Source organism: Saprospiraceae bacterium, from assembly GCA_026129545.1.
Lineage (GTDB): Bacteria > Bacteroidota > Bacteroidia > Chitinophagales > Saprospiraceae > M3007.
In genome coordinates this window covers 3,610,787-3,637,781 of record JAHCHX010000001.1, presented here as the reverse complement: position 1 = coordinate 3,637,781, position 26,995 = coordinate 3,610,787, and the positions used below count along the sequence as shown (strand labels likewise).

25 protein-coding genes, 1 tRNA gene and 1 pseudogene are annotated in these 26,995 nt (G+C 52.0%); 18 read left to right on the top strand and 9 right to left on the bottom strand.

All coding sequences use genetic code 11. The annotated features are described in order from the left end of the window. Positions 1–73: 73 nt before the first annotated feature. The gene (locus tag KIS77_14215; GenBank protein MCW5923494.1) at positions 74–2,539 is read right to left on the bottom strand and encodes a sodium-translocating pyrophosphatase; all 2,466 of its coding nucleotides are present in this window, start codon (positions 2,537–2,539) and stop codon (positions 74–76) included. Positions 2,540–2,793: 254 nt separating this feature from the next. Between KIS77_14215 and KIS77_14210 the strand changes: the two genes are divergently transcribed. The 3 genes from KIS77_14210 to KIS77_14200 all read left to right on the top strand — a co-directional run bounded on the left by KIS77_14210 (position 2,794) and on the right by KIS77_14200 (position 6,093). Next, positions 2,794–3,861: an isopentenyl-diphosphate delta-isomerase gene (locus KIS77_14210; GenBank protein MCW5923493.1), complete on the top strand. Its 1,068-nt coding sequence runs from the start codon at positions 2,794–2,796 to the stop codon at positions 3,859–3,861. 103 nt (positions 3,862–3,964) lie between these two features. Beyond that, positions 3,965–5,314, top strand: coding sequence for a hydroxymethylglutaryl-CoA reductase, degradative (locus tag KIS77_14205; protein MCW5923492.1), 1,350 nt, complete (start codon positions 3,965–3,967; stop codon positions 5,312–5,314). Positions 5,315–5,343: 29 nt separating this feature from the next. After that, positions 5,344–6,093 carry a response regulator transcription factor gene (locus KIS77_14200; protein MCW5923491.1) on the top strand — a complete coding sequence of 250 codons (750 nt, stop codon included), beginning with the start codon at positions 5,344–5,346 and terminating at the stop codon, positions 6,091–6,093. 9 nt (positions 6,094–6,102) lie between these two features. Here KIS77_14200 and KIS77_14195 read toward each other — a convergent pair whose 3' ends face one another. Both KIS77_14195 and KIS77_14190 read right to left on the bottom strand, forming a co-directional pair. After that, positions 6,103–6,360 (bottom strand): DUF4884 domain-containing protein, encoded by a 258-nt coding sequence (locus tag KIS77_14195; GenBank protein ID MCW5923490.1) that lies wholly within the window; start codon positions 6,358–6,360, stop codon positions 6,103–6,105. Positions 6,361–6,509: 149 nt separating this feature from the next. Continuing rightward, entirely contained in the window at positions 6,510–7,832 is a 1,323-nt protein-coding gene (locus KIS77_14190; GenBank protein ID MCW5923489.1) for a hypothetical protein, read from the bottom strand. Positions 7,833–7,853: 21 nt separating this feature from the next. Here KIS77_14190 and KIS77_14185 point away from each other — a divergent pair, with 21 nt between their 5' ends. Beyond that, entirely contained in the window at positions 7,854–8,057 is a 204-nt protein-coding gene (locus KIS77_14185; GenBank protein ID MCW5923488.1) for a hypothetical protein, read from the top strand. Between the two features lie 30 nt (positions 8,058–8,087). Continuing rightward, on the top strand, positions 8,088–8,387 hold the full coding sequence (locus KIS77_14180) for a hypothetical protein (protein MCW5923487.1): 300 nt from the start codon (positions 8,088–8,090) through the stop codon (positions 8,385–8,387). A gap of 25 nt (positions 8,388–8,412) precedes the next feature. Here the strand turns inward: KIS77_14180 and KIS77_14175 are convergent, their stop codons facing one another. After that, positions 8,413–10,794: an immune inhibitor A gene (locus KIS77_14175; GenBank protein MCW5923486.1), complete on the bottom strand. Its 2,382-nt coding sequence runs from the start codon at positions 10,792–10,794 to the stop codon at positions 8,413–8,415. Positions 10,795–11,058: 264 nt separating this feature from the next. Here KIS77_14175 and KIS77_14170 point away from each other — a divergent pair, with 264 nt between their 5' ends. Further along, a complete protein-coding gene (locus KIS77_14170; GenBank protein MCW5923485.1) occupies positions 11,059–12,609 on the top strand; it encodes a glycine--tRNA ligase in 1,551 nt (516 codons plus the stop codon). An 85-nt stretch (positions 12,610–12,694) separates the two neighbouring features. Here KIS77_14170 and KIS77_14165 read toward each other — a convergent pair whose 3' ends face one another. After that, positions 12,695–13,486, bottom strand: a complete 792-nt coding sequence (locus KIS77_14165) for an alpha/beta hydrolase (protein MCW5923484.1) — start codon at positions 13,484–13,486, stop codon at positions 12,695–12,697. Between the two features lie 118 nt (positions 13,487–13,604). Next, entirely contained in the window at positions 13,605–13,841 is a 237-nt protein-coding gene (locus tag KIS77_14160) for a DUF2905 domain-containing protein (GenBank protein MCW5923483.1), read from the bottom strand. A gap of 220 nt (positions 13,842–14,061) precedes the next feature. Here KIS77_14160 and KIS77_14155 point away from each other — a divergent pair, with 220 nt between their 5' ends. After that, a complete protein-coding gene (locus KIS77_14155; protein MCW5923482.1) occupies positions 14,062–16,515 on the top strand; it encodes an ABC transporter permease in 2,454 nt (817 codons plus the stop codon). Positions 16,516–16,634: 119 nt separating this feature from the next. Here the strand turns inward: KIS77_14155 and KIS77_14150 are convergent. Beyond that, a tRNA-Lys gene (locus KIS77_14150) sits at positions 16,635–16,707 on the bottom strand. 284 nt (positions 16,708–16,991) lie between these two features. On the opposite strand from KIS77_14150, the gene rbfA reads away from it, so the two are divergent. Continuing rightward, entirely contained in the window at positions 16,992–17,363 is a 372-nt protein-coding gene (rbfA, locus tag KIS77_14145) for a 30S ribosome-binding factor RbfA (GenBank protein ID MCW5923481.1), read from the top strand. A gap of 140 nt (positions 17,364–17,503) precedes the next feature. Further along, complete coding sequence (locus KIS77_14140) at positions 17,504–18,076, top strand: nicotinate-nucleotide adenylyltransferase (protein MCW5923480.1); 573 nt, start codon at positions 17,504–17,506, stop codon at positions 18,074–18,076. Positions 18,077–18,085: 9 nt separating this feature from the next. On the opposite strand, the gene KIS77_14135 is transcribed toward KIS77_14140, so the two are convergent. Continuing rightward, positions 18,086–19,255 (bottom strand): CapA family protein, encoded by a 1,170-nt coding sequence (locus KIS77_14135; GenBank protein MCW5923479.1) that lies wholly within the window; start codon positions 19,253–19,255, stop codon positions 18,086–18,088. A gap of 72 nt (positions 19,256–19,327) precedes the next feature. On the opposite strand from KIS77_14135, the gene KIS77_14130 reads away from it, so the two are divergent. The 9 genes and pseudogenes from KIS77_14130 to KIS77_14090 all read left to right on the top strand — a co-directional run bounded on the left by KIS77_14130 (position 19,328) and on the right by KIS77_14090 (position 25,805). After that, entirely contained in the window at positions 19,328–19,924 is a 597-nt protein-coding gene (locus KIS77_14130) for a DUF4230 domain-containing protein (GenBank protein ID MCW5923478.1), read from the top strand. Positions 19,925–19,994: 70 nt separating this feature from the next. Beyond that, positions 19,995–20,906 (top strand): bile acid:sodium symporter family protein, encoded by a 912-nt coding sequence (locus KIS77_14125; protein MCW5923477.1) that lies wholly within the window; start codon positions 19,995–19,997, stop codon positions 20,904–20,906. 821 nt (positions 20,907–21,727) lie between these two features. Further along, entirely contained in the window at positions 21,728–22,366 is a 639-nt protein-coding gene (locus tag KIS77_14120; protein MCW5923476.1) for a transposase, read from the top strand. Positions 22,367–22,391: 25 nt separating this feature from the next. Beyond that, positions 22,392–22,847 carry a transposase gene (locus KIS77_14115; GenBank protein ID MCW5923475.1) on the top strand — a complete coding sequence of 152 codons (456 nt, stop codon included), beginning with the start codon at positions 22,392–22,394 and terminating at the stop codon, positions 22,845–22,847. Positions 22,848–22,977: 130 nt separating this feature from the next. Next, positions 22,978–23,313 (top strand): transposase, encoded by a 336-nt coding sequence (locus tag KIS77_14110; GenBank protein MCW5923474.1) that lies wholly within the window; start codon positions 22,978–22,980, stop codon positions 23,311–23,313. A 46-nt stretch (positions 23,314–23,359) separates the two neighbouring features. Next, positions 23,360–23,665, top strand: a pseudogene (locus KIS77_14105) (transposase). Between the two features lie 48 nt (positions 23,666–23,713). After that, on the top strand, positions 23,714–24,055 hold the full coding sequence (locus tag KIS77_14100; protein ID MCW5923473.1) for a transposase: 342 nt from the start codon (positions 23,714–23,716) through the stop codon (positions 24,053–24,055). Positions 24,056–24,930: 875 nt separating this feature from the next. Then, positions 24,931–25,293, top strand: a complete 363-nt coding sequence (locus KIS77_14095) for a DUF2200 domain-containing protein (GenBank protein MCW5923472.1) — start codon at positions 24,931–24,933, stop codon at positions 25,291–25,293. 74 nt (positions 25,294–25,367) lie between these two features. Then, positions 25,368–25,805 carry a DUF1801 domain-containing protein gene (locus KIS77_14090; GenBank protein ID MCW5923471.1) on the top strand — a complete coding sequence of 146 codons (438 nt, stop codon included), beginning with the start codon at positions 25,368–25,370 and terminating at the stop codon, positions 25,803–25,805. A 177-nt stretch (positions 25,806–25,982) separates the two neighbouring features. Here KIS77_14090 and KIS77_14085 read toward each other — a convergent pair whose 3' ends face one another. Continuing rightward, entirely contained in the window at positions 25,983–26,969 is a 987-nt protein-coding gene (locus tag KIS77_14085; protein ID MCW5923470.1) for a Gfo/Idh/MocA family oxidoreductase, read from the bottom strand. Between the last annotated feature and the right edge of the window lie 26 nt (positions 26,970–26,995).

Below are 26,995 nucleotides of genomic sequence, written 5' to 3'. Positions count from 1 at the left end.
AAACAAATCAAAAGCGCCCCGGCCTTTGGTAGGCCGGGGCGCTCCATATATGCACCAGAAAAAAGGTCAGCGGTTACTGTTTCTTCTGTTGCTCCTGCCCCTGCTGAGTCGCATTTCTGTCAAGGCTCTGTGGCTGGGTTGACATACTGGGTTGTGTTGAGAAACCAGAAGGGGGCTGAGAGCCTGTGGTGCCGGGCGATGAAGTGCCGCTGGGGTTGGCGTTGGGCGATAGTGAGTTTTCACCCTGTATTTGTGGCTGCACCGACGTAGGCATTTGTTGCAGTTGGGAAGCATCCATCTTTTGTTGGAGATTCATTGGGGAGGTCATCGTAGGCGCGTTGAGCGTGCCTTGTGGCATGAGCGGCGAATGTTGATGGCCGGCAGTGTGTTGCCCCAAAATGGGCGCGATAGCCAAACCAACAAGGCACGACAGTTTGATAAGGATATTCATCGAAGGCCCGGAAGTATCTTTGAATGGGTCGCCCACGGTGTCGCCGGTCACAGCCGCCTTGTGGGGGTCCGAACCTTTGTAGTAGGTCTTGCCATCAATCTCCACTCCTTTCTCAAAGGATTTTTTCGCGTTGTCCCATGCGCCGCCTGCGTTCGATTGGAAAATGGCCCACATCACGCCGCTCACAGTCACACCCGCCATATAGCCACCGAGCGCTTCTGCGCCCATCAAAAAGCCGATGATAAGGGGGGTAATGAGGGCAATGGCACCGGGAGGAATCATTTCGCGCAGGGCTGCCTTCGTGGATATTTCCACGCAGCGTTGGTAGTCCGCTTTGCCCGTGCCTTCCAGCAGGCCCGGAATTTCGCGGAACTGACGGCGCACCTCATTCACCATATCCATCGCGGCCTTGCCCACGCTTTGCATGGCAAAAGCGGAGAAAACCACTGGAATCATGCCGCCCACGAACAGCGCCGCCAGCACGTTTGCTTTAAAGATGTTGATGCCCTGAATTCCCGTGAAATCAACATAAGCCGCGAACAGCCCCAACGCCGTCAGCGCAGCGGAAGCGATAGCGAAGCCTTTGCCGATGGCAGCCGTCGTGTTGCCTACGGAATCGAGCACGTCGGTACGCGAGCGCACGTCTTTTGGCAGGTCGCTCATTTCGGCAATGCCACCCGCATTGTCCGCAATTGGCCCGAAAGCATCAATGGCCAATTGCATGGCTGTCGTGGCCATCATGGCAGATGCCGCAATGGCCACCCCATAAAAGCCAGCCAGCGTGTATGCGCCCCATATTGCCGCGGCGAACATCACTATCGGCATCCATGTGGACATCATGCCTGTTGCAAGACCCGAAATGACGTTGGTGGCATGGCCTGTGGCCGATTGCCGCACGATGTTCAAGACTGGTTTTTTGCCCAGACCTGTGTAGTATTCGGTAATGGCAGAAATCAAGGCTCCGACGACCAGACCAATCACAACAGCGAAGAAGACGTTGACGCTGGGCACGGCAGTTACGGTGGGGTCGCCAAAGAAGTGCATTCCGATATGCTTGGGCAACATCCAATTGATGATAGGATAGCAGGCAATGCCTGTGATGATGATGCTCACCCAGTTGCCGCGATTCAAAGCGCCTTGCACCTTGCCTGCACTGGCTTCCCCGTCGTCTTTCACGCGCACGAGCAACATACCGATAATGGAAAACACGATGCCCAAGCCTGCAATCAGTATCGGCAAGAGGATGGGGCCAATGCCGCCAAACCCGTCGTTGGATGCATCGGTGTAGCGCAACACGGAGTTGCCGAGCACCATGGCAGCCAATACCGTAGCCACATAGGAGCCAAACAAGTCGGCACCCATGCCAGCCACGTCGCCCACGTTGTCGCCCACGTTGTCGGCGATAGTGGCCGGGTTGCGCGGGTCGTCCTCTGGGATGCCAGCTTCCACTTTGCCCACGAGGTCAGCACCCACATCGGCAGCTTTGGTGTAGATGCCGCCGCCCACACGAGCGAACAGCGCGATGGATTCGGCACCCAAAGAGAAGCCTGCAAGCACTTCCAACACCCGCGACATACCAGCATATCCTGCGCCCGCAGCACCGTATTCACCGCCCATGAAAACACTGTAAAATATCGAGAATAAAAGGCTCAATCCCAAAACGGCCAGGCCTGCCACACCAAGACCCATCACGGAGCCGCCTTTGAAAGAAACATCCAAAGCCTTGGCCAAGCTGCTGCGAGCCGCTTGTGTGGTGCGCACATTGGCCTGCGTGGCAATGCGCATACCTGTGTAACCAGCCAGCACAGAGAATAGCGAGCCAATGATAAACGAAACGCCAATCAGCCAATGGCTGGTCGTCACAAGTGTGCTGAGCCACACCAAAAGAGCGGTGGCGACCGCTACATAAATGGCAAGGATACGATACTCGGCTTTTAGGAACGCCATGGCGCCATCGGCAATGTTTTTGGCAATGCCTTTCATTTTTTCGTCGCCTGCGTCTTGCTTAGTCACCCAATTTTGAAGGATGAACATATAAACAAGCCCTATGAAACCGAAAAAGGGTAGAATGTAAACCAGAGACTCCATCCGGCAAATCTTATTTTAGTGAGAAAAAAGTTGGTGTAACGAATTGAAAATCACAGAGAACGAGCCGTGTTTGCCCGAAAACGGCGGCAAAACTACGGAATTTTATTTTCCGGCATAGAAACGGGCGAGTGCGTTGCGGGAAAATTACGCGACTAAACGACGTTTGTGCGGTAATGCCCCCAACCTTTGGCCTGTCGTTTTGTTTTCTGGGGCAATCTCATAGCCGTACCTTTGCCAAACGCTTACACTCCTGAATGGCATCCGACGAACAAAACAAACTGCACCCCGCCGTGCTCATCGGTCTGACCGACGATGACCCTACGGCTGTTTCCAGAAAAAAAGACCACATCGAACTGGCTTTTAAAAGCAGGGTGGAAGCTGGCGAGTTGGATAGCCGATTCTATTATGAGCCGTTGCTCGCGGCGCATCCAACGCCCGGGTCGCTCGCGCCATTTTCCTTTTTGGGGAAAACACTCCGTGCGCATATATGGGTGTCGAGCATGACGGGCGGGACGGCGCTTGCCAAGGTCATCAACCACAACCTCGCTCGCGCCTGTGCCGAATTCGGCCTCGGCATGGGCCTCGGCTCCTGTCGCCAATTGCTTTACAGCGACGAGTTTCTCCCGGATTTCGACGTGCGCGACACCATAGGCAGCGACCAGCCGCTTTATGCCAATTTAGGGGTGGCGCAGATAGAGCACCTAATGGAAAAGCAAGAGATGGAGCGCATCCCTGCCCTGCTCCAAAAACTACGCGCTGACGGCCTCATCGTTCATGTGAACCCCCTCCAAGAAGCCATGCAACCCGAAGGCGATGTGTTCAAACACCCCCCTTTGGAGACCATTGAGGCGCTCACGCAACTGTTTGATATAAAAATCATTGTGAAGGAAGTAGGGCAAGGCTTCGGGCCAGAGAGCCTGCGGGCGTTGCTTCAGATGCCCATCGAAGCCATTGAGTTCGCAGCGGCTGGAGGCACCAATTTCGCCAAGCTCGAGCTTCTTCGCAGTGCTCCCGTGAAACAAATGATTTTTGAGAAGATAGCAGCGGTCGGGCACTCCGCCGTCGAGATGCTCGAAATGTCGAATGTGCTGAAAAAAGAGCTGGGCGAGCGGTGCAAAGTGCGCCACCTTATCATCTCAGGCGGGGTGCGTGATTTTCTCGACGGTTTTTATTTGCTAAAAAAATCCTTGTTCCCGGCGGTGTATGGGCAGGCCTCCGGCTTTCTCAAACACGCTCGCGGCGACTATGCCGAACTGCGTGCTTTTGTGGAGGCACAATTGCGCGGTCTGGAATTGGCGGAGGCATTTTTAAAGGTAAAATAAAGGTTGGCCGGATGCGCGATAACGGCTTGGAGGAGAAATCTTGCCGCTGTCAGGATGTTCCTCAACTCCTTACACCGCATCACGACAACTCGTAAATTTCTGTATGTCGAAAACGATTAACGGCTTTTCAAAACTCACCAAGCAGGAGAAAATCAGATGGTTGACAGACCATTTCAGCAGCGACCCAACTGCCGCGACGCAAGTTTTTTCCGAATGGCAGCACCCCAACGCAGCAACGCAGAAAGTCGTTGACGGCTTCACGGAAAATGCCATTGCCAACTATGTGCTGCCTTACAGCATCGCGCCCAATTTTCTGATAAACGGAAAAAACTACGCCGTCCCGATGGTCATCGAGGAAAGCAGCGTGGTGGCTGCGGCATCGAGCGCCGCCAAATTTTGGCTCGAACGAGGCGGGTTTCACGCTACCGTTCTGGGAACGGTGAAGCTCGGTCAAGTTCATTTCCGTTGGGCCGGGCAACCTCAGAAATTGCAGCAGCTCTTCCCCGAAATTCGCACCCGCCTTTGCGCCGCCTGCGACGACCTCACGCTCAATATGCGCGGTCGAGGGGGTGGCATCATAGATGTCGAGTTGCTTGATTTTTCGGCACTCGAGCCGCAGTACTTCCAGCTCCGGGCCTCTTTTGAGACCTGTGATAGCATGGGGGCCAATTTTATCAACTCGGTGCTGGAGCGGTTTGCCGACGAGCTCGAGTTTTTTTTCACCGACTATCCCGGCTTGCCTGATGCCGAGCGCGACGTGGAGGTGGTGATGTCCATCTTGTCCAATTACACGCCCGAATGTCGGGTGCTGGCTTGGGTGGAGGCCCCCATCGCTTCCTTTGAGGAACTGGCGCTCAGCCAAGGCATGAACGCGGCCCAATTGGCCAACCGGTTCGCTGCCGCGGTCCGCATCGCCGAGATAGACCCATATCGCGCCACGACCCACAACAAGGGCATTTTCAATGGCATAGATGCCGTCGTGTTGGCGACAGGCAATGATTTTCGCGCCGTAGAAGCTTGCGGCCACACCTTTGCGTGTCGAAGCGGGCAGTATAGAAGCCTAAGTCGTTGCACGGTCGAAAACGGCGTTTTTCGCTTCGAGCTAGAGGTGCCACTGGCTTTGGGCACAGTGGGGGGGCTTACGGCGTTGCATCCACTGGCCAAACGCTCTTTGGAGATATTGGGGCATCCTTCCGCCAATGAGCTCATGTGCATCGTGGCGGCCGTTGGCTTGGCGCAGAATTTCGCCGCCGTTCGCTCGCTCATTACGACAGGCATCCAACAGGGACACATGAAGATGCATCTGACCAACATACTCAATCACCTTGATGCCGCAGCGGAAGAAGCCGCGGCAGCGCAGCACTTTTTCCAGCATCAAACGGTGAGTTTTAGTGGCGTGCGTTCGTTTTTGGAGCGCCTGAGAGACAAAAACGACCCCGCGGGAGTGTCGTAAAACATGAAACAAAAGAACAGATACTGACAATGAAAATCTTGCTCATCGAAGACGAACTGCCCGCTGCCCGACAACTGACCAAGCTCCTCATGGCGCAGCTGCCAACCTGCCAGATACTCGACACGCTCGATTCAGTGGAGGGTGCCGTGCAGTGGCTGCGAACCTTCCCCGCTCCCGACTTGGTGTTCATGGACATCCAAATCGCCGATGGACTGAGCTTCGATATTTTCAGGCAAGTCGAGGTGAACGCTCCGGTGGTGTTCACCACAGCCTTCGACCAGTATGCCGTGCAGGCTTTTAAGGTGAGCGCCGTGGATTATCTGCTCAAGCCCATTGACCCTGAGGAACTGGGGCGTTCGTTGGAAAAAATCGAAAAACAGAAAAACAAGCCGGTAGCCTTCGACTATGAGGTGCTTCATCGCTTTTTCAAAAAGGAAACCTACAAAGACCGTTTTTTGGTGAAAACAGGCCAACAGCTCGCTTTCCTGACTGCCGCCGACATAGCCTTTTTTCGCTCTTCCGACGGGCTGACGCAGGCTTTTACTTTTTCGGGAAAAAAACACTTCGTGGACAACACGCTTGAGGAACTCGAAAGCTTGCTCGACCCACGCGACTTTTTCCGAGTGAGTCGTGGCATGACGGTGCGCCTCAATGCCATTCAAAAGATTCACCCACATCTTAATGGGCGTCTTAAATTGGAAACGCAACCCGCCGCGCCCGATGACGTATTCGTAAGCCGCGAGCGCGTGAACGAGTTCAAGGCTTGGCTGGGAGGGTGAGTTGCTGCATCATCTGTTTCCGCTCTTGATGTTGGTCGTGTTGCGCACCCCCGTGCTGTCGCTCATGCTGATGGTTTCGCCCTTGCAATTGGTAAAGTACACGAATTGCCCTCTGTCTATGAAGCGATAGACCCTGCATCCGTCGTGTTCAAAAAGATATTGCACCGAGTAGGTGGCGTTGTTGTCGGGTCTTGTCGTTTCGATGGGGCGCCGCACACATCCAGTTCCAATGATTAGCGCGGCGAGTGTCGTGAAAATGTACTTCATGTCGAATGGGCGTTTTAAAAAGATTCGGTTGATGCTCAGGCTTGGGCCGCACAACACATTCCCCGGGGCGCTGCCCCTGCCTAAGTCGTCACAAAAATTCGCCTTAAAATTAGACCGGGCGACACTGCAATACACTGGTTTTGACAGAATTAAGATAATTTTAAAGCCGCTGGCGTGAGGGCGTAGTACATATCCATTTCCAACTTGTTCTTGGTGGCGATTTTGCCGCGATATTCCCACTGAAAATCATCCTGAGCCGCCGCTTGTGCCGCCCCGCTCACATTGACTCGCCCCGGTTCGCAGGCTTCTTCCATGCGAGCGGCGATATTCACCGCGTCGCCCCAAATATCGTAGGCGAATTTTTTGGTGCCGACCACGCCAGCCACTACCGGGCCAAAATGAATGCCGATGCGAGCCTCAAATGAGGGACGACCTTCCAGTTCCCGTTTTTCTTTTAGTTTTTGCAAAAAATCCTGAATCTGCAAGGCTACCCGTATCATATCCACGGGCCGTTCGTTGCGGTCAGAAAGGCCACTTGCACAGATGTAGGCATCGCCCACGGTCTTGATTTTCTCGATGCGGTTGCGGCCAATCATATCATCGAACTTGGAGAAACAGTAGTCCAACTCCGCCACCAACACCTCCGGCTCCAGTCGCTCGGCTGCTTTCGTGAAGCCGACAAAATCAATGAACATGACGGTGGCGCGTTCGTAGCGGCGAGCGGCCACTTTGTTGCGCACCGTCAATTCGGCAGCGACGGCAGGAGGCAAAATGTTGAGCAGGAGTTGCTCGCTTCGGCGGCGCTTTTCCTCTATCATGGCGTTTTTTTCGGCCATTTCGCCGCGAATGCGGCGATTGGAGCGTTGGCGGGCGTAGTAAAGCACGGTCAATATCAATACGAACCCAGCGAGTAGGCCCATGAGAATACGGTTTTCGCGCTTTTTTTCTTCCAAAAGTGCTGCATTGGAGGCAGCTTGTTCACGCGCTTGTTGTTCGGCCAGCCGCCTGTTTTTTTCCTGCATCAGGCGTGTGCGTTCTTGCCCCCTTTCAAAAGCAGTCTTGAAATCTTGCTGTGAGAGGGCGATTTCCTGTAGCTTTTCGACCGTCTCTAAGGCCACGTCTGGCATGGCGGCGGATACTGCCGCGTCTTTGGCCTGCGCGTAGTACTTGGCTGCTTCTTTGGCACGGTGCTCGCGCCAAGCAATGTCGGCAGCCACCAGCGCCGCCTCTGCTTCGCGGCGCTTGTCCTGCATTTCCAGCGAGAGCGAGAGCGCATCTTGCGCATAGCCGGCGGCGCGGTCAGGCGCGGCGCTGAGCAGGTTTCGAGCAAGGGAGTAGGTGATTTTCCAGCGTTCTTCCTTGTTGGAGGCGTTGCGCAGGCGATTTTCCAATTCGGCCACGGACTGCGCGAGCACTGTGTTTGCGCATAGAGCAAAGTAGATTGTCAGACCGATAAGGGGGCGTTTGGACATGATAAAAGTTGGATGCGACGAATGCCGCCCAAAGACAAGTTTGGTTCTGATTTGATTGCCCAACCGAGAGGCGTTTTCTTTTTATTTGAATATCGCCCAAAGAAACGTTTATCCGGCCAATTGTTCAAAACCGAGCAACGATGTTCAAATTCGTACTTTACTGCGGGATGTGCCAATTCACAAAAGGCTGGTTTTCAGCAAAAAGAAAATATGGCACGCCGATAGCGGCTTCAATGTGAAAGAATCGTTCGACTTATGGCTTACATTGCTGTTCCCATTCCCAATCTGCCCGGCAAGCAGGACATCGAAATCGAAGTCACCATCAATGGCCTGAAACAGCAACTCCACTACCGCGTGGAGCTTTTTTATTGGGAGGATTGCGCCATCCCGCAGATTGACCGGGCCGAGTGCATTCGCCAGATGCTGTCGCGCTACGATGACGACTGGTCGCTCTACTACATCGGCGCGCCGACGGACGAGTTCGTGCCCATTACTTTCGTGAAAAAAGGCGACATGGCTCTCCAGCGCAAACTCATGTTGGGCGAAATTGCATAGAAACTGTCGCATTCAATACGGTTCTCTAACGCGCTACCGTCATCTTGAAGGGCTGTGTTTGCCCTTCGGCAGTGCGCAACAGGTAAGTGTAAAGGCCGGGAGGCCAAGTGCGGGTGTCGAGCCGTGCTTGGTTTTCGTGTTTGAGATTGACTGTTCGCTCATATACTTTTTCTCCCAACACATTGAATACCAACAACAAGCCCTCGTCCGAAACATTTTGCTCGCGTGCCTCCCACCGGATAAGCGTGGCGCCCGAAGAGGGATTGGGCTGATTTTGCATCAGCTGAAAATCGAGAAGCGTTTGCACGATAGGTGCAGAAGAAGACGCACTGAGATATTCGATGCGAACATCGTCGAAGTAAAGTCCATCGCCTTCGATGAATCCGTTGGACTGTAGGATGAATCCAATCCGAATGGGCTTCCCGACAAAATCGGACAGGTTGATGCGTTCTTCCACCCAATCAAGCTGCAAGCCGTCGTAAATAGGTTCGTTATCGGGCTGGGGGGTGCCTGCTCCTGCCTTCGTGTAGATGCCGCAGAGCGGGGTTGTCTCAAAAGCCTCGTCCAGCGCAAGCACTTGTGCGTAATCGAAGCGAGGCTCAATGTCCCATCGAGCAAAAAAACGCAGTTGGGCAAATATCACGCTATCGGGTATCAAGACCGCGTCCTCAAAATAATGAAAGGCGGTAAAGTTGGGGGGATAGGGTGCGTTGGGAGAATCGGTGAAGCTGGCTGGCGGGGAGACGAAGGTCTCGGTCGTGATATCAAAAGTGCCGAGCCAGCCCAGAAAATCGTCGCAGGAATTCTCGTACAGAAGGGCGAGGTTGTCGCTGTTGGCGATGAATATCTTGCGCAGGGTGTCTTTTTTCACAAAATTCCCACTGCTTGTTTCCAGCAAAAAAAGCAATTCGGTGCCTGTGGGCACATTGCTGGCAAACGCGACTTGGAAGTTAAAATTGGCCGATTCAAATACTTGCAGGTCAAACACTTGGGTGGCGCTCGGCGATGTGATGCCTGCGGAGAGGGGCTCCAGTTTCACCGTGAAAGGGCCATCTTCCATCCCATAGCGCCTGATGCCGAAAGACATTTGGCTGGTGGTTGGGTACACGAACGTTTCGTTCAAATCGGATATGTCCGCGAAGCGCAATGCGCACAAGGCCATGGAGAGGTTGGGCCACACATTTTCTCTGTTCAGGTTGTCAATTTCTCCAAACGAAGGCCAAAAACCCGTTTTACCCACCTCTGGTGTGTATGACAGCGCCCCGGCTTGTGCGTACATCCAATCATCGGAGCTGCCGTTCACGGGGTAGCCTACGGTTTGGCTGGTTGTGCCGTACACATAATTGTTTTCTCGCGTGAAAAGTTGGGCGTACTTAATCAGTGAAGAGTCAGCCGGGGTGTCATTGTAGGCCCATGGGTATATCAGCAAGTTGCTGAAAGTGTGGTAATTGAAGGCAAATAGGAAATCGTGTTCGAGGCAAAAGTCGCGCATCGCGCGGGTTTCCGGCTCGGAAAAAGGCGACGGGCCTCGATAGGTCTGCGAGTTGGTGACGGGGGAGGAGCCGCTGTTGTCGTTGCCCCAGAAATAGCCATAGTTTCGGTTCAAATCCACGCCGAAGGTGCCGTCGCCGTTGTTGCGACGGTTTTTTCGCCAGAAGCCATAGCCATCGGGATTGGTCGTCTCGTTATAGACATAGCCGTCGGGGTTCACGCATGGGATGAAGTGCAACTCGAGGTTGTTCACGATGTATTGAATCAGAGGGTCGGAGGCATAGTTTTCCAACAAATACCACATATAAAAAATCATCTGCGAGGCGCTGTTGGGTTCGCGCGCGTGATGCAGCGATGTATAAAGCACTTGCTTTTCGCCCTCGTTGGCGTTCGGGTTGTCCGAGATTTTGACATACCAGATGGGCCGCCCTTCCCACGTCACAATCGTGTCGCTAATCGGTTTTTTGACGGTGATAAGGTGGGGGAATTTGGCCGCCATGTCGTCGAGCACATCGAGCATTTGGGCGTAGGTATGGTATCCCGCCATGGTGCCGTAGGTGTAGTTGAGCGGGGTCGGGTAGGCGGCCCCGCCACTTGGGCAAAATTCGTTGCGCGAGACGACGGGGGCGTTTTTGTCGCGCTCACGAAGCCATGTTTGCAAGTCAGGAATGAGCGTGGTGAGTTGGAAGCCGGCATTTTGCACGAGTGCGATTTCGCTCTCGGAGAGTTCGGTGACGAGCGAGCGCCCCGACAACCATTGGCCATGGTCGGCCTCGATGCCAAGCGCCGCAAGGTCGTTCACGTCTTTGCCAACGAGCGATATTTCGACCCGTGCGTGGCGTTCGGGGGTTTGTGCTCGAAGCGATGCTGTGGTGATAAGCCCTACTGTTATTGTGAGGAAGAGTATTCGATTCATAATGCGGCGTTTTTACTGACAAAAATAGTTCGAGCAATATGAGGGAGGTCGATTTTTTCTGAATTTGAAAACCTCTGGCGAAAATTGAGGTACATTTTGATAGCTGCGTCGGCTCCGAGTTCAACTTTTCAGACGCATTTCACCAAGTCCACCCTTTTCCCCACCTTTGCGCCGTTTTTTGACCAAAGTGGCGAAGTTTTTGAAAAAGGCAAGCCGCCGCCCAATTGTCACATTCTCTCATTAACCCATTATCACATTACCAAAATGCAGGAAGATTTATTCAAGCGCATCGTATCGCACAGCAAGGAATACGGCTTTATTTATCCCTCTTCGGAAGTGTACGACGGTCTGAACGGCGTGTACGACTACGGCCCCATGGGCGTGGAGTTGAAAAACAACATCAAGGAATATTGGTGGCGGGCGATGGTGCAGATGCACGAGAACATCACGGGCATTGACTCGGCTATTTTTATGCACCCGCTCATCTGGAAGGCAAGCGGCCATGTGGATGCTTTCAACGACCCGCTGGTGGACAACAAGGACTCGAAAAAACGATTCCGCGCTGATGTCTTGATTGAAACCGAGATTGACAAGATGCTCGCCAAAGCCGACAAGGAGGTGGAGAAAGCGGCCAAACGCTTCGGAGAAAGCTTCAACGAAAAACTGTTCCGCGAAACCAATCCTCGCGTGCTGGAATATACCCAAAAGGCCGCCGACGTGGAAAAACGCCTTGCCGACGCCCTGAAAACCAACGACATGGCCGACTTGAAAGCCTTGATTGACGAACTTGAAATAGCGGAACCCGACACGGGTTCGCGCAACTGGACGGAGGTGCGGCAATTCAACCTGATGTTCTCGACCCAAATGTCGAACATCGGCGGCGACGATGGCAAACTATACCTCCGACCGGAAACGGCACAGGGCATTTTTGTCAACTTTCTGAATGTGCAAAAAACCACGCGGCAAAAAATTCCTTTCGGCATCGCCCAAATCGGCAAGGCGTTCCGCAACGAAATAGTGGCGCGGCAGTTCATCTTCCGCATGAGGGAATTTGAGCAGATGGAAATGCAGTACTTCGTGCGACCCGGCACCGAAATGGAGTGGTATCACAAGTGGAAGGAACGCCGCATGGCTTGGCACCGCGCCATCACGCCTGCCGAAAAATTGCGTTTCAAGGACCACGACAATTTGGCGCACTATGCCAACGCTGCGGTGGATATCCAATTTGAATTCCCCTTCGGCTTCAAAGAGCTCGAAGGCATTCACTCGCGCACCGATTTCGACCTCGCCAGTCATTCGCAACTATCGGGCAAAAAAATGCAATTCTTTGACCCTGAGCTGAACGAACACTACATTCCTTATGTGGTGGAGACTTCAGTGGGCTGCGACCGTATGTTCCTCGCCGTGCTTTCCAATGCCCTGATGGAGGAAACTGTGCCAGATGCCCAAGGCGAAGACAGCGCCCGCACCGTGTTGAAAATCCATCCGGCGCTCGCGCCCGTGAAGTGCGCCGTGTTGCCTTTGTTGAAAAACAAGGAAGAATTGGTAGAAAAAGCACGCGCTATTCACGACCGCTTGAAATTTCATTTCCTCTGCCAGTACGACGAGAAAGATGCCGTCGGCCGTCGCTACCGCCGTCAGGATGCTATCGGCACTCCTTATTGCATCACCATTGATTTTGAAACGCTGGAGAACGACACGGTGACCATCCGCGAACGCGACTCCATGCAACAGGAGCGTGTGCATATCGGCGAAGTGGCTCGCATCGTGTCGGAGCGAACCGATATGCGAAAATTGCTGGAGCAGATAGCGTGAGGACGTGCTTTCCCTAAAATTGATGAGGGGTCGATAAAGGTTGATGAGGGTTGATTATCAGCCTTTATCAACTCTTATCAACCCGTTAGTGACTGACAGGCGACACTGGCTGCCCGGTGGCGACTTCTTTGAGGAAGTTTTCCAAGATGGTGTTGAACTCCTCCGGTTTTTCCATCATGGGCGCATGGCCGCACTCTTCAAGGAAGTAGAGGCGGGAATCCTCAATCAGTTCGTGGAATTTTTCGCCCACGAAGGGTGGGGTCACGTTGTCTTGCTTGCCCCAAATCAGGAGTGTGGGAGCCTTTATTTTGTGCAATTTGTCGCCGAGATTGTGCCGCACGGCGGATTTGGCAGTAGCCACCACCCGGATGGCTTTGTTGCGGTCGTTCACGATGCCGAACACTTCGTCCACCAATTCCTTGCTGGCCACTGCGGGGTCGTAGAACGTGTCGGCTGTTTTTTTCCGAATATATTCGTAGTCGCCTCGCTTTGGGAAGGCGGTGCCAAAGGCGCTCTCAAACAAACCCGAGCTCCCGGTCAAAGTGATGGAGGCAATGTGTTCTGGATGTGCCAGCGCGTAGAGCAGCGCGATGTGTCCTCCCAATGAATTGCCAAGCAAATGCACTTTGCCGTAGCCTTTATAGTTGACGAATTTGGTCACGAAGTCAACCAATCCCATCACCGACACCTCGAAAATCGGCATTTCATATATGGGCAAAATCGGCACGACGACGTTATACTGATTGGAGAACCGTTTGATGATACCTTCAAAATTGCTCAACGCGCCGAAAAGCCCATGCAACAGCATGAGGGTTTCGCCGGATGTGCCCGATTCGATGTATCGGAAGCCATTTTCTTCTTTTATCGGTACGTTCATTGGCAGTGTGATTGCGGAAAAGGTAAAGCGGCAGATTGGGCAAATGTAGGGAAATCCAACAAACAAATGCGAGCGACCCAGATTGTGCGAGGGTTTGCCTTTTTTGTCAATGAGTTGTTCATTGCAAAAATTTGCGAAACGCCCATACAAGCAGATTCAGCAACAGGCTCAACAATATCAACGTCGTGACGGGGAAGTAGAACCTGAAGTGTTCGCGTTCCACACGAATGTCGCCCGGCAAGCGCCCCAACCAGTTGAGCCTGCCTTGCAGTGCCCATGCCAGTAGGCCAACCGCTACGAGCGCCAAGCCAACGCCGATGAGTATCTTCGGCCAAGCAATTGGGTTTTGTTCCATGTTTGAGACGAATGACAGGCAAAGATACCATGTGCGGGGGTGTCATTGCGAGGCTTTCTCAACGTTCCTTTTCATTGTTCGCCACCGCACACCCAACCGTTCGGAATCGGACATTTTTTTGCGATTGCGCTGGTCGTAACGCCGTGTAAATCAATGGCAAATCATTGCGGCACAAGCTGTGCGGCACTACCTTGCCGCTTGAACAAGCAGCGGCCACGCCATGATTCAAAACTATCTTACCACCGCGCTCCGCAATCTCCGCAAAAACAAGTTTTTTTCATTGCTCAATATCACTGGGCTGGCCGTTGGGTTGGCTTGCTGTATGTTGATTGCACTTTACGTTTATCACGAAACGCACTACGACCGCCATCACGAACGAGCTCATGACTTGTTTCGGGTTGGCACCACATTCACCAGCCTCTCCAAAGGTGAAGATAAAAATCATCCAACGTTCAATACGCCCGCTCCGTTGGCTGCCGCGTTGCAACGGGCATTTCCCGAAATAGAGCAAACGGCAAGGACGGTTATGGTGTTCGACCGTGACAAGACATTGTTGCGTGCCATGGAAAATGGCTTGGTGATAAAAGCTTTCAATGAGCCTAAGGGCTATTTTGTCGACTCCACCTATTTTGATTTGTTCAAGTACGAATTTGTGGAGGGCCATCCCGCAAAGGCGCTCGTGGAACCACAGTCGGTGGTGCTGAGTGAGGACATCGCGCGAAAATTATTTGGTCAAGAACCAGCATCTGGCCGCATCGTGCGCATCAGCAACAGTTTTTTTGAAGAGGGGGATTTGGATTTCCGGGTGACGGGCGTGTTTCGACAACCCACCTTGCCCACGCATCTTGATGGCCGCTTTTTTATGTCACTTTATTCGGGTGGGATGGGGCAGTTTTTGAAAAACACGACCGACTTGGCTACCAATAATATGTTCTACACCTATTTAAAACTGCGGCCCGGCTCCGATGGTAAGGCTTTGGAAGCCAAACTACCGGCATTTGTGGAGCGGCACATGAAAGATGACTTGAAGGCGCGCGGGTTTGGGAAAGAGCAATTTCTGGTGGCAGTGCCCGATGTCCATCTTTCGGGTGTCGGCAAAGGAGGAAGCAAGACCTATCTGTACATATTGGGGTCTATTGCGTTGTTCACGCTGCTGATTGCTTGCGTCAATTTCATGAATCTCTCCACTGCTCGCTCTGCGCGACGTGCGAGTGAGGTCGGGGTGCGAAAATCCATCGGGGCGAGCCAATCGTCGCTCATCCGCCAATTTTTGAGCGAATCGGTGCTGCTCGCGGTGGCTTCGCTCATGTTGGCTTTTGCGCTGGCGTGGATGGTTTTGCCGTTTTTTAATCACTTGGCAGAACGGCAATTGTCGCTTTCATTTTCCCAAAACGCGGGGTTATATGGCGGGTTTCTTGCGCTGGCTTTGGCGACGGGTTTGGTGGCTGGCATTTATCCGGCTTTTTACTTGTCTTCGTTCAAGCCTGTGGAAGTGTTGAAAGGCAAGTTTGCCAATAGCCTCTCGGCTGCATTTTTGCGCAAAGGGCTAGTAGTGTTTCAGTTTGTCATTGCTTCAGGGTTGATACTGGCCTCTTTGGTCATTGGTTCGCAGATGCGATACCTTCAGTCCAAAGACCTTGGTTTTCAGAAAGAACAACAAATCGTGATACCGCTTTTGAGCAGCGCATCCGTGTCGGCCTATCAGCCATTGAAAGTCGAGCTGCAACGCGACAGCCGAATCGCTTCGGTAGGCGCCTCGCTGTTTTATCCCGGCATAATGAACCCCTCTGATATGGGTTTGTATAGGGAGGGCGAAACAGTGGAACAAATGGTGACGACCCGCCTCAATTGGGTAGATTATGATTTTTTGCAAACACTCGGCATTCAATCTACAGCCGGGCGGCTTTTTTCGGCGCAATTCCCCAATGACACTTCCGACAGGATTATTCTGAATGAACAGGCAGTGAAACAACTTGGCTTTTCGTCGCCACAAGATGCCGTCGGGGAAAAGGTGATGTTCAATTGGCAGGGCCGCGAGTACCGTATGGACATTATCGGGGTGACAAAAGATTTTCATTTTGAAAGTCTCCACGAGCCTATCGAACCTTATGGGTTTTACTTGAGCGACAACTCTCGGCACAATTATCTCATTGCTCGCGCAGATACCGAGGATATATCTGCTTTGCTGGCATCAATTGAGCCCATTTGGAATCGCTTGGTGCCGGGCGAACCCTTTGAATACTCGTTTCTCGACGAGGATTTTCAGAAAAACTACAAAGCGGACCGCCAGATGGCATCGCTTGTCGGCAGTTTGACGGGTATTGCTATCCTGATTTCTTGCTTAGGGTTGTTTGGTCTTGCGGCCTTCGCAGCCGAGCGTCGCACGAAAGAAATAGGTATCCGAAAAGTGTTGGGGGCCAGTGTGACGGGCATCACAGGTCTTTTGGCCACCGATTTTCTCAAATTAGTGTTTGTCGCGCTTGTCATCGCGTCCCCATTGGCCTATTGGGCGATGAACAGATGGTTGCAAGATTTTGCCTACCGTATTGATATTCAGTGGTGGATGTTTGCCCTTGCAGGCTTGGTCGCCATTCTTATCGCATTTTTCACGGTGAGCTTTCAAAGTGTTCGCGCGGCGCTCGCCAATCCTGTGAAGAGCCTTCGGTCGGAATAGGGGGGCTGGGTGTGAAGAACTTTGTGGAGGGGAAGGTGAGAAATCCGAGCACTTACCCCATGAGATGCCAGACACAAAAAATTGAGCCATCCCGAAAATTCAGGATGGCTCAGCTATTGTGATCTCGATGGGACTCGAACCCATGACTCCTTGATTAAAAGTCAAGTGCTCTACCGACTGAGCTACGAGATCTAAAAAATGTTTGTTGGCTTTTGGCCCGACCCCATCATTCTCCCGGTGAAAAATCGGGATGCTCTACTAATTAAGCCAAGAGTCTTCCAAAAAGCGGGTGCAAAGATAAAATCGCGTTGAGCGAAATTCCAACCCGCGCTTAAAATTTTTCCAACAAAAATTTGGAATTGCCCGCTATAAACCCTGTTTGGGAAAATTAGTTTCGGAATGGTTTAATTTTGTGGCACTTTTCGAGAGAAAATCCCGTTTACGACCCACCTTGCACCCATTTAAATTAGGAAGAGATGGAATCCATTAGACAGAAACAAATAGGAGAATTGCTCCGGCGCTACTTTGGGATGATGCTTGCCGAGGAGGGCAGCAACTTCTACGGTCGCGACAAACTCGTGACCGTCACCGCCGTAAAAATGACCCCCGACCTGCTCATCGCAAAAGTTTATGTCAGCGTGTATGGTACGGAGAACAAGCAGGAGGTCATTCTTCAATTGGAGGACAACTACCCCCGTATTCGGCAGGCGCTCGCCTCGAAAGCGGGCAAACAGATGCGCCGCGTGCCGGAGCTCGAATTTTTCCTCGACGACACGGTGGACGAAATGTACCGCGTGGAATCATTGCTCAATCGCGTGGGAGAGGAAGACAAGGGCCTCGGCAAGTAGACGCATCTATACTTCGCGCCGCCAAGTTTTGGGCATGGGAAAAAGCGCAATCTATTCAAAATCAAGGAGAGCGAGCATGGCGAACTGACAAATCCTATCGAATCAAGGTCTAACACGGTACCAACGATACTGTTCTGAGCATGAAAATCGGCTTGTTCTTTGGCTCGTTCAATCCCATCCACATCGGGCATCTCATCATCGCCAACTTCATGGCGACACAGACTGACTTGGACAAGGTTTGGTTGGTCGTAAGCCCCCAGAACCCGTTCAAGCCCAAAAAAACGCTCGCCCGCGACCACGACCGCTTGCATCTTGTCCGCTTGGGCATCGGCGACAATCCTCGCTTGCAGGCTTCCAACATCGAGTTCGGCCTGCCCAAGCCATCATACACGATTGATACCCTGACGTTTTTAAAAGAAAAATATCCAGCGCACACTTTCGCGCTCATCATGGGCGGCGACAATCTGGCGACCCTGCATCTTTGGAAAAACCATGAGCAAATCCTTGCTCATTACGACATCTACGTTTACAAGCGCCCTGCCGTCGAAATGGGCGAGCTGGCAGCCCGTCCGCGTGTCCGCGTCTGCGAGGCTCCTATGCTCGACATATCTGCCACTTACATTCGGGATTGCCTGAAGTCGGGCAAATCGGTGCGTTATCTGGTCCCCGACCAGGTGCTAGAGTATCTTGAGTCGAGCAGTATGTATAGGTAATGCTCCTCCTTATTTGATTTCGGGAAAATCTATGCGCTCGCGAAGGTCTTGGGCAAATTGCTTCATTTTGGCTCGAGCAGATTCGGCCATGTTTGGAAATAGTTCTGGATGTTTCTCCAAACGGGCGACGGGAAGCGCGTAGAAGGTGGATTTGCCGTTGGCGGGCTTGTGGACGTAACGCCAGATGGGGATGATGCCGGCGTTGCTCACCGTCACCTTGGTCGAGCCTTTTTGTTTCAACAAATCCACTTGGAAAAGAATGCCGCCGTCCGTGTGCGGCCGCTGTTGGTTCGAGATAAAATTGCCCAGCGAATAAACGACCAAGGCTTCTTTGACAGCACCATCGGGCATGGTGACGCGCTCTGTGCGGATGGGTTGCACGACGTGTGGATGGGCGCCGATGACCATGTCCGCGCCGTTGCGGATGAGAAACTTGGCCAAACGTCGTTGCTCATCGTTTTCCTTTAGCTGATACTCCAATCCCCAATGCATCACGACGATGATGAAGTGAGGCTTGCGGGCGCGGGCTTCGGCCAAGTCCTTGCCCATTTGCACCGTGTCAATCAAATTGACAATGGTAGGTGCTTCGGTTGGCACCCCATTGGTGTCGTAAGTATAGTTGAGAAAAGCCAGTTTCAAGTTGTTTTTATACATCATAAGCGGGTAAGTCGAGGCCCGGTCCGTCGCATTTTTGAAAGTGCCTGTTTGGTGAAATCCCAATTCGCGCAAGGTGTTGATGGTGCTGACCAAGCCCGCCCCCCGGCTGTCGTTGGAATGGTTGTTGGCCGTCACGAGCAGGTCGAAGCCCGCTTCTTTGAGTGCCGCGGCGAGGTCGTCGGGGCTGCGAAACATGGGATAGCCATTGTAGGGAGGTTTGCCGGGCAGCGTCAGTTCAAGGTTGCCGATGGCCAAATCAGCCGCCTCGAGAATCGGCTTCACATACTTGAAACAAGGCGTGTAGTCATACTTTTTGTCCGCTACCACTTCGGCACTCTTTATTTGGGGCGCATGGCCCATGATGTCGCCTGCGAAAACAAGTCGGAGCGTGTCGGTTTGGGCACCAAGCAAGACGGGAAGCCAAAGCAGCAGCCCCACGGGCAGTGGATTTTTTTTGTTCCGCAGCCACATCCGTTGGCTCTGACATATTGAAAACACAAGGTGTTTGTTTGGAAAGGTCATAAAATTCAAAGTTTCAGGCAAAGAAAGCGCAAACTTCCCCAACTTTGATGCCTCATTTTTTTTACTCAAACCATGACAAGAGGTATTTTTCTCATCGTGACGCTAGTGGCGGGGCTTCTAATCGGCGGTTGGCTCACCTATCGCTATTTCGTTCCTGCTGCGAAGAAGCCCGTGGAAGATGCCACCGTATTGTTGGAGAAGATTCAGAAAGTGGCAAAGCTCATAACGGTGGAGGGGCAGTTCTCGGAAATTTACAACTACAGCGAATATCAAGGCTATTTCACCATGCTTTGGGACAAAAAGGTGCTGGTGCGAGTGCGGGCGACCGTTTCGGTGGGCTATGACTTGGAGCAATTGAATCTGGAAGCCGATGCGGCCACCAAGACGATTCGCATGAGCGCGTTGCCCGCCCCTCAAATACTCAGCATAGACCACACCTTGGATTATTACGACATTTCACAGGGCCTGTTTGCTTCGTTCAAGCCCGAAGACTACAACTATATCAACGCACAAGCAAAAAAACTGATTCGGGACCAAGCCATGAAAAGCCCATTGATGGATGCTGCCGAAGAACAGGCCAACGAGATGCTCGAGCTCATTCAATTCATGGTGCAAACAGCGGGATGGACACTCGTGATAACGGGGCCTCCAGTTGAATTTGAGGAATAAGCCTCCGGGGGCATTCGTCATAAAAAAACAGCGTCAATCATCAACCGGAAACCCAACTTATCTTCAGCCTATGCACCCTGTTGATACGCTCCAACTCCATTTCAACCCCAATCAAATGTTCGTGCTAAACATCGCGATGGCTTTTCTGATGTTCAGCGTGGCGCTCGACGTGAAGCCGGGCGATTTCAAAAAAGTGGCAGAGTTTCCCAAGTCGGTCGGCGTGGGTTTGCTGGCACAGTATCTTGTTTTCCCGGTACTTACGCTCGGCATCATCTACCTTTTTCAGCCGCCGGTAAGCATGGCGCTGGGGATGATTTTGGTGAGTATGTGCCCATCGGGCAACATGACGAATTTTCTCGTGCATTTCGCCAAAGCCAATGTGGCGCTCTCGGTCACGCTCAACGCGATTATCATTTTGTCGGCCACCGTCGTCACGCCAGCTGGTTTTTTGTTTTGGTCAAAATTCGTCCCCGAATCGGCGGCGCTGCGCAAATCGTTTGAACTCAGTTTTTCGGAAATGGCGTGGATAATCGTGCGGCTCATTGTGCTTCCCCTCTTGCTGGGGATGTGGCTTCACGCCCGTTTCCCTGCTTTTATCGCAAAGATCCGCCCTTGGGCCCAGCGCATTTCGCTCTTGATTTTCTTCGCCATCCTCGCGCTGGCTTTGCTCGGCAACCTCGACAACCTCGTGAATTATCTCGGTTTTGCCTTTGTCATCGTGGCTGTCCACAATGTGGTGGCGCTCGGCACGGGCTACTTTCTCGGCAGCTTGTTCAAGCTCCCGGAACTCGACCGTCGTACGCTCGCTTTCGAGTCGGGCGTACACAACACGGCGCTCGGCCTCTTGCTTATCTTCCAGTTTTTCAATGGATTGGGCGGCATGGCGCTCATCGCGGCGTGGTGGGGGATTTGGGATTTGGTGACGGGAATTGGGCTGGCAGGCTGGTGGCGGGGGAGGGCTTCTCAAATAGGTATTGCCTGAGTTGTACTACGTTTGCTTTTCGTACTGCTTGCTTGTTTTCACCAAGCAGAAGCGACGGAGCGAGGGGAGAGAACACCAAGGCGGCAGGATGATGCCCAGATTAAGGAAGATTTGAACCTACCAGTTGGCAAGGCAGGGATGCCCTTTATTGATTTGTATGATTTTCAAAGGATTGGAAGCGTCGTTGGTTCAAAACCACCTTTGTCAGAACCTATTTTAAGGGCTTGCCCAGCCAAGCGAAGCGGACGGGGCTGGTTTGCATTGACTATAAAACATCCCACCATCCATTATCACTGCGTTTTCTTGCTGAATTCTTGTAAGAGCATTTGGTTCTGCTGCCTAAGATAGGCAACTTCTTCCTTCAAGGCATTCAGGGCGGACTCCAGCATTTCTATAACTTTTACAGGAGCATGATGAATCTCAAAATCGGCGTTTTCAGCCTGCTGGTTGTAATGATTGAACAGCCTTCCTCTCTAAATTTTTTGTAAAAACTTAGGCATCCAACCCAAGTCAATGTAAAATTGTTTTAGCGAATACATCTGGTTCATGGAGTTATCGAATGACATATCGGTATTGAAGGATTTGGTCATGGTCTTGCTTGCCAAGGTTGAGGCACTGGAATCCGAGAATGCTGCCCTTCGGGCGGAAGTTGCCGAATTGCGTTCGCGCCTAAAGATGAACAGCAAGAACAGTCACAAGCCGCCGTCGTCAGATGGTTTGTCCAAGAAACCGGGCCTTCCCAAAGAGCCGCCCAAAAAGAGCGGCGGCCAGTTGGGCCACAAAGGCAAGACGCTCAAGATGGTGGACACGGTGGACACGTTGTGGTGCACCATGCCACATCCTGCTCCTGCTGTTCGAAGGATTTTTCCACTGCCGACGTGGTTGAAGTGGCCCCAAAAGCGCCGGTGTTCGATATTCCCGCACCCCGCATGGAGGTCACGGAGCACCAGTTGGGCGTGGCGGTCTGTTGTGGCAGGCAGCATTGGGGCTGTTTTCCGCCCGAGGTAGGCCAGCCTGTGCAGTACGGTTCCCGGATCAAGGCGCTGAGCGTCCTGTTGAACAACGACTACAAACTGCCGCTGGAGAAAATCGAGCAACTCATGGGCGACCTGTGGGGCTGTTCGTTCAACGAAAGCACCGCCCTGACGGCCAACGCTGGCATGTACCAAGCCCTTGAGCCGATTGAGGAACAAATCAAAACGGCGGTTTTGGCCTCCGATGTGGTTCATTTTGATGAAACGGGCATGCGGGTGGAGAAAAACTCCACTGGTTCCACGTCGCCTCGACCGCGCTGTTCACCCACCTGTTCGTCCACAAAAAACGGGGCAAGGAGGCGCTCGAATCCGAAGCCTCGCTGCTCAAGGACTTCACCAAGCGGGCGTGCACGACTGCTGGGCAGTTATTTTGACTTTCAACAGTGCAAGCACGCCCTCTGTGGCACGCACCTGCTCCGGAACTGACCAATCTGGCGGAAAACGGCTCAAAATGGGCCTCCCAAATGCACCAGTTTGTCCTGCAACTCTACCAAGCCAGCCAAAGGGCACCGGGTCGGTGGCCGACCCTCAAACTTGGCGGCACCACTTCGAGCAAATCTGCCAATCGGCCGACAGGGAAGAGCCGCCCCCCAAACAGGGCAAAAGAGGAAAGCCCAAAAACTCGAAGGGACGCAACCTGCTCAATCGCCTGGTCAAGCACCGGGACGAGTGGCTTGCCTTTGCCTTTGAGCAAAACGTGCCGTTCACCAACAACCAAGCCGAGCGCGACATCCGTTGCCTGAAGACCAAACAAAAGGTCGCCACCAATTTCCAAACCTTTAAAGGGGCGCAGCACTATGCACGCATACAATCATTTACCTCAACTCTACGCAAACATTCAATGAACGTGTTCCAGAACCTGACAAACGCTTTTGATAGGAAAACTATCGTTTTTAAGGCTGGCTAAGTTTTTACAATTTTTTGTAAAAACTTAGGCACCTAACCCAAGTCCATGTAAAACTGTTTTAGCGAGCAAATCTGGTTGATGAAGTTATCGAATGACATATCGGTATTGAAGGATTTGGTCATGGCCTTGCTTGCCAAGGTGGAGGCATTGGGAATCCGAGAACGCCGCCCTGACGGCCAACGCTGGCATATACAAAGCCCTTGAGCCGATTGAGGAGCAAATCAAAACGGCGGTTTTGGCCTCCGATGTGGTTCATTTTGATGAAACGGGCATGCGGGTCAGGGCAAACGCATCAAAATACAACCGACCTCGGAGAGGTCAAATGTTGGTAGAGATGGTGTGTTTTTGTGATAATTATCACGACCTCGGAGAGGTCGAATGTCTATCGCAGCAAAGAGGTCTCCAACATTCGACCCCGCTGGGGTCGTACACACCGCGAAAATGGGGCGTTTCTACCAACGTTTGACCTCTCCGAGGTTTGTGCCATTTGATGCGTTTGCCACGGGCATGCGGGTGGAGAAAAACTCCACTGGTTTCATGTCGCCTCCACCGCGTGGTTCACCTACCTGTTCGTCCATAAAAAACGGGGCAGGGAGGCGCTGGAGAGCGAGGATTCGCTGCGCAAGGATTTTCAGAACCGAGCCGTGCACGACTGCTGGGAGCCTTACTTCGGCTTCAAGCAGTGCCAACATGCCCTGTGCGGCGCCCACCTGCTGCGCGAACTGACCAACCTGATGGAAAACGGCTCCAAATGGGCAACCCAGATGCACGGTTCCTGCTCGACCTTTATCGTGACAGCCAAAAGCGGCTCGCCATAGTGGCCGACAGGCAAAAGCTGGGAGCGGGAGTTCCGGCATATCTGCCAGTTGGCCGAACGGGAAGAACCGCCGCCCAAGCAGGGCAAGAGGGGCAAGCCCAAGAACTCGAAAGGCCGAAACCTGCCCAACCGCCTGCTCGAACACCAGGACAGGTGGCTTGCCTTTGCCTTTGTCGAAGGCGTCCCGTTTTCCAACAATCAGGCCGAGCGCGACATCCGCTGCCTGAAAACCAAGCAGAAGGTCGCTACCAATTTCCAGACCTTCAAAGGTGCGCAGCACTATGCGCGCATCCAATCCTTCACCTCAACCCTTCGCAAACATTCAATGAACGTTTTCCAGAACCTGATTCATGCTTTTGATAGAAATCCTATCGTCTTTCAGGCTGGCTAAGTTTTTACATCTCTTTTAAGTTTCAGCGACTCGGCAAGCCTGTCGTCGCATGAACCGCTTTGTTCACAACCACTCTGGAGCGACTATAATACACAAAACAACCTACCATGCAATACTTTGGATACCTTTTAGTGTTAATACACATTTTTCTTTTCCTGTGGTCAGCAGGTGGTATGATAGAATTGATTTCTACAAAAGTGCCTTGGCCCCCATATACCAACCTTGACTTTCCAAGATGGTTGCTTCCGATTCATTGGGGCTCTGTAATTATTACCTCGACAGGGTTCTTGCTTGGTTATTTTACAGGCTGGAGCAAAACCCGCGAGTTTCTACTAGCGGCATATACGATGCTTTTCACAATCTGCGTCATTGAGACCTTTGGATTTATGACAAGCCAGACAAAGTATATTGCTATGGTTGCAGAGTTAGTGACATACACAGTCATCTTGACGATATTGTTTAAGCACAAATATTTTATTGACTACTTCAGTTGTCGGTAAAAATGACATTAAGGAAAAAAGCCCGAACCGCTAACAACCGTTTGCCGCAATGAGGGCAGACGTGGTTATACCTCGTGCCGCCAAGTTTTCAGCATGGTTGGAAGGATGAGATCACGTTTACTAAACTTTTGAAGTTTAGTAAACGTTACCCTAGACGATGCTGAAAACTTGGCGGCGCGAGGTATAAATCAAGTGCAGTGTTTCTATTCCGCCTTTGGCGGATGCATGGTTGACAGTTTTGTGCTTCGAAACCCGCGCGAACACAAAGCTCAAAAAACCTTGGTAGCGACAACAAAACGACAACTAAAAAAAGACGAAAAAACCACAAATCACCTAACACGACAGACTTTTCGCAGGCAAAATAAAACAAACGATATGAAAACCACTCCCGAGCACGATGAGCGAATTGCAAAAATGATTTTTGCGACTGTGTATCCGCACTACGTTACAAAAGTGGAAAGCAAAGGCAGGTCCATTGAAGAATTGCATCAAGTCATAGAATGGCTGACAGGTTTTGACACTCCAAAATTGCAAAAACTCATTGACGAGAAAGTGACTTTTGAAACATTTTTTAAGAGCGCAAAACTCAACCCCAAAGCAGAACTAATTACAGGAGTAATTTGTGGTTATCGGATAGAAGAAATTGAAAACTCACTAACAAGACAAACGAGGTATTTAGACAAGTTAGTGGACGAGTTGGCAAAAGGCAAAAAGATGGAAAAAATTTTAAGGCAGTAGACTTGTTGCGGAGGAAGGCTTTCCCTTCGCCAAGGCCCTTCACCACGATAAGTATAGTAATAAAAATCCGAATTATGACAAAAGCAAAGACAATTTACACGGGTCAAGACGTAATGGATTTTGTAAATTCTTACGTTGACACCGAACAGAAAAAAGCAGACAGTTTTCGACTGTTGGAGTTAATGCAAGAGTGGTCTGACTCTGAGCCTAAAATGTGGGGGCCGACCATTATCGGATTCGGCAACTACCATTACAAGTATGCAAGCGGACATGAAGGCGATGCACCTGTTCTTGGATTTTCCCCAAGAAAAGCAGCGTTTTCACTCTACGTTTATTCTGATACTGAGAGAAGTAAATTATTGCTAGCCGACCTTGGCAAGTTCAAAATGAGCAAAGCCTGCATCTATGTGAAAAAACTTTCCGACATCAATTTGTCAGTTTTAAAAGAACTCTGCATAGAATCAATAAAATACATTAGCGAGCACCACGAATGTTCTTGCAGAGAAAAATAACAGACACTTTGACGAAAGACAGAAACTCTGCCGCCAACGGCGGTTTTGCGACAGGCCGAACCTGGCGACGCACTCAGGCAAAGGGATAAATAAGAAATACAAGCAAGCCCCCTGTCACGCTGCAAGCATCTGCCCGTGTTTGCTAATCGTGGTGTGGATGGATACAAATGGTTGGCCTCAATAAATCAACCCCACCTTTTCTCTGATAGCATCCAGCGTCTCCACCAGATTCAGTGTAAAGTCCAACGGCACTTTATCGCTTTCAAGCATTTCGTTTTCAAGGCATTGCATCACATGAGCCGCCTCGAAAGCGTAGCCCCAGCCTTCGTAGGGGATATGCAAATCGCGCTTGACTTCCGTGCGGCCTTCGTATTTTGAAACAGTGAGCCGGTCGGTGTGGTGCCAGCGCGGATGGAGGTGAATCGTGCCTTCCCGCCCGTGGATCCAAGCCTCCACGGGTGTGTTGGCAGCGATGGTGGAATGGCCAAGTGCGAGGCGTTTGCCGGGATATTGAAAAGTGAAGGCGCAACTTTCGTCCACGTTGGTTTGGGTGAAGGTGGCGGCGGCGAGGATGTCCTCTACGGCGGGTTTTCCAAACATAAAAAGCGCGAGCAAGGCAGGGTAAATCCCGATGTCGAGCAAAGAGCCGCCGCCGAGGGCTTTGTTGAACACGCGAGAATTTGGGTCGAAAGGCATACAATAGCCGAAATCTGCCTTGACCGTGTGCGCTTCTCCGATTTCGCCTTTTTCCACGAGTTCAAAGGCGTGATTGACCGCCGGAATGAAGCGTGTCCACAGGGCTTCCATGAGAAAGACGCGATTTTGCCGAGCGGCTGCGACCATGCGGCGGGCTTCACCGATATTCATGGCGAAGGGTTTTTCGCACAAAACGGGGATGTTGTTTTCCAAGCAAAGCAGTGTGTTTTCGCAGTGCAAAACGTGCGGCGTGGCGACATAGACGATGTCCAAATCGGGGCAATGCACGAGGTCGTGGTAGCGCCCAAAAGCGTGCGGCGCGTCGTATTCGGCGGCGAAGGCTTGAGCGCGTTCGAGCGAAGTGGAGGCTACTGCGTGAAGGCGGGCATTCGGCAGCAACCTTAGGTCGTCAGCAAATTTGCGAGCGATTTTTCCAAGACCGATGATGCCCCAATTATGGATTTTCATGGCTGATTTGTCTGTGCGGCGTATGG

Bases quoted from the DNA above. Each gene is read 5' to 3' on its own strand.
- KIS77_14135 (MCW5923479.1), bottom strand. From the start codon at position 19,255: ATGACCTTTCCAAACAAACACCTTGTGTTTTCAATATGTCAGAGCCAA.
- KIS77_14090 (MCW5923471.1), top strand. From the start codon at position 25,368: ATGACAAAAGCAAAGACAATTTACACGGGTCAAGACGTAATGGATTTT.
- KIS77_14195 (MCW5923490.1), bottom strand. From the start codon at position 6,360: ATGAAGTACATTTTCACGACACTCGCCGCGCTAATCATTGGAACTGGA.
- KIS77_14115 (MCW5923475.1), top strand. From the start codon at position 22,392: ATGGGCCTCCCAAATGCACCAGTTTGTCCTGCAACTCTACCAAGCCAG.
- KIS77_14205 (MCW5923492.1), top strand. From the start codon at position 3,965: ATGTCGAAAACGATTAACGGCTTTTCAAAACTCACCAAGCAGGAGAAA.
- KIS77_14175 (MCW5923486.1), bottom strand. From the start codon at position 10,794: ATGAATCGAATACTCTTCCTCACAATAACAGTAGGGCTTATCACCACA.
- KIS77_14155 (MCW5923482.1), top strand. From the start codon at position 14,062: ATGATTCAAAACTATCTTACCACCGCGCTCCGCAATCTCCGCAAAAAC.
- KIS77_14160 (MCW5923483.1), bottom strand. From the start codon at position 13,841: ATGGAACAAAACCCAATTGCTTGGCCGAAGATACTCATCGGCGTTGGC.
- KIS77_14190 (MCW5923489.1), bottom strand. From the start codon at position 7,832: ATGTCCAAACGCCCCCTTATCGGTCTGACAATCTACTTTGCTCTATGC.
- KIS77_14185 (MCW5923488.1), top strand. From the start codon at position 7,854: ATGCCGCCCAAAGACAAGTTTGGTTCTGATTTGATTGCCCAACCGAGA.
- KIS77_14095 (MCW5923472.1), top strand. From the start codon at position 24,931: ATGAAAACCACTCCCGAGCACGATGAGCGAATTGCAAAAATGATTTTT.
- KIS77_14140 (MCW5923480.1), top strand. From the start codon at position 17,504: ATGAAAATCGGCTTGTTCTTTGGCTCGTTCAATCCCATCCACATCGGG.
- KIS77_14085 (MCW5923470.1), bottom strand. From the start codon at position 26,969: ATGAAAATCCATAATTGGGGCATCATCGGTCTTGGAAAAATCGCTCGC.
- KIS77_14200 (MCW5923491.1), top strand. From the start codon at position 5,344: ATGAAAATCTTGCTCATCGAAGACGAACTGCCCGCTGCCCGACAACTG.
- KIS77_14210 (MCW5923493.1), top strand. From the start codon at position 2,794: ATGGCATCCGACGAACAAAACAAACTGCACCCCGCCGTGCTCATCGGT.
- KIS77_14130 (MCW5923478.1), top strand. From the start codon at position 19,328: ATGACAAGAGGTATTTTTCTCATCGTGACGCTAGTGGCGGGGCTTCTA.
- rbfA (MCW5923481.1), top strand. From the start codon at position 16,992: ATGGAATCCATTAGACAGAAACAAATAGGAGAATTGCTCCGGCGCTAC.
- KIS77_14125 (MCW5923477.1), top strand. From the start codon at position 19,995: ATGCACCCTGTTGATACGCTCCAACTCCATTTCAACCCCAATCAAATG.
- KIS77_14165 (MCW5923484.1), bottom strand. From the start codon at position 13,486: ATGAACGTACCGATAAAAGAAGAAAATGGCTTCCGATACATCGAATCG.
- KIS77_14215 (MCW5923494.1), bottom strand. From the start codon at position 2,539: ATGGAGTCTCTGGTTTACATTCTACCCTTTTTCGGTTTCATAGGGCTT.
- KIS77_14180 (MCW5923487.1), top strand. From the start codon at position 8,088: ATGGCTTACATTGCTGTTCCCATTCCCAATCTGCCCGGCAAGCAGGAC.
- KIS77_14170 (MCW5923485.1), top strand. From the start codon at position 11,059: ATGCAGGAAGATTTATTCAAGCGCATCGTATCGCACAGCAAGGAATAC.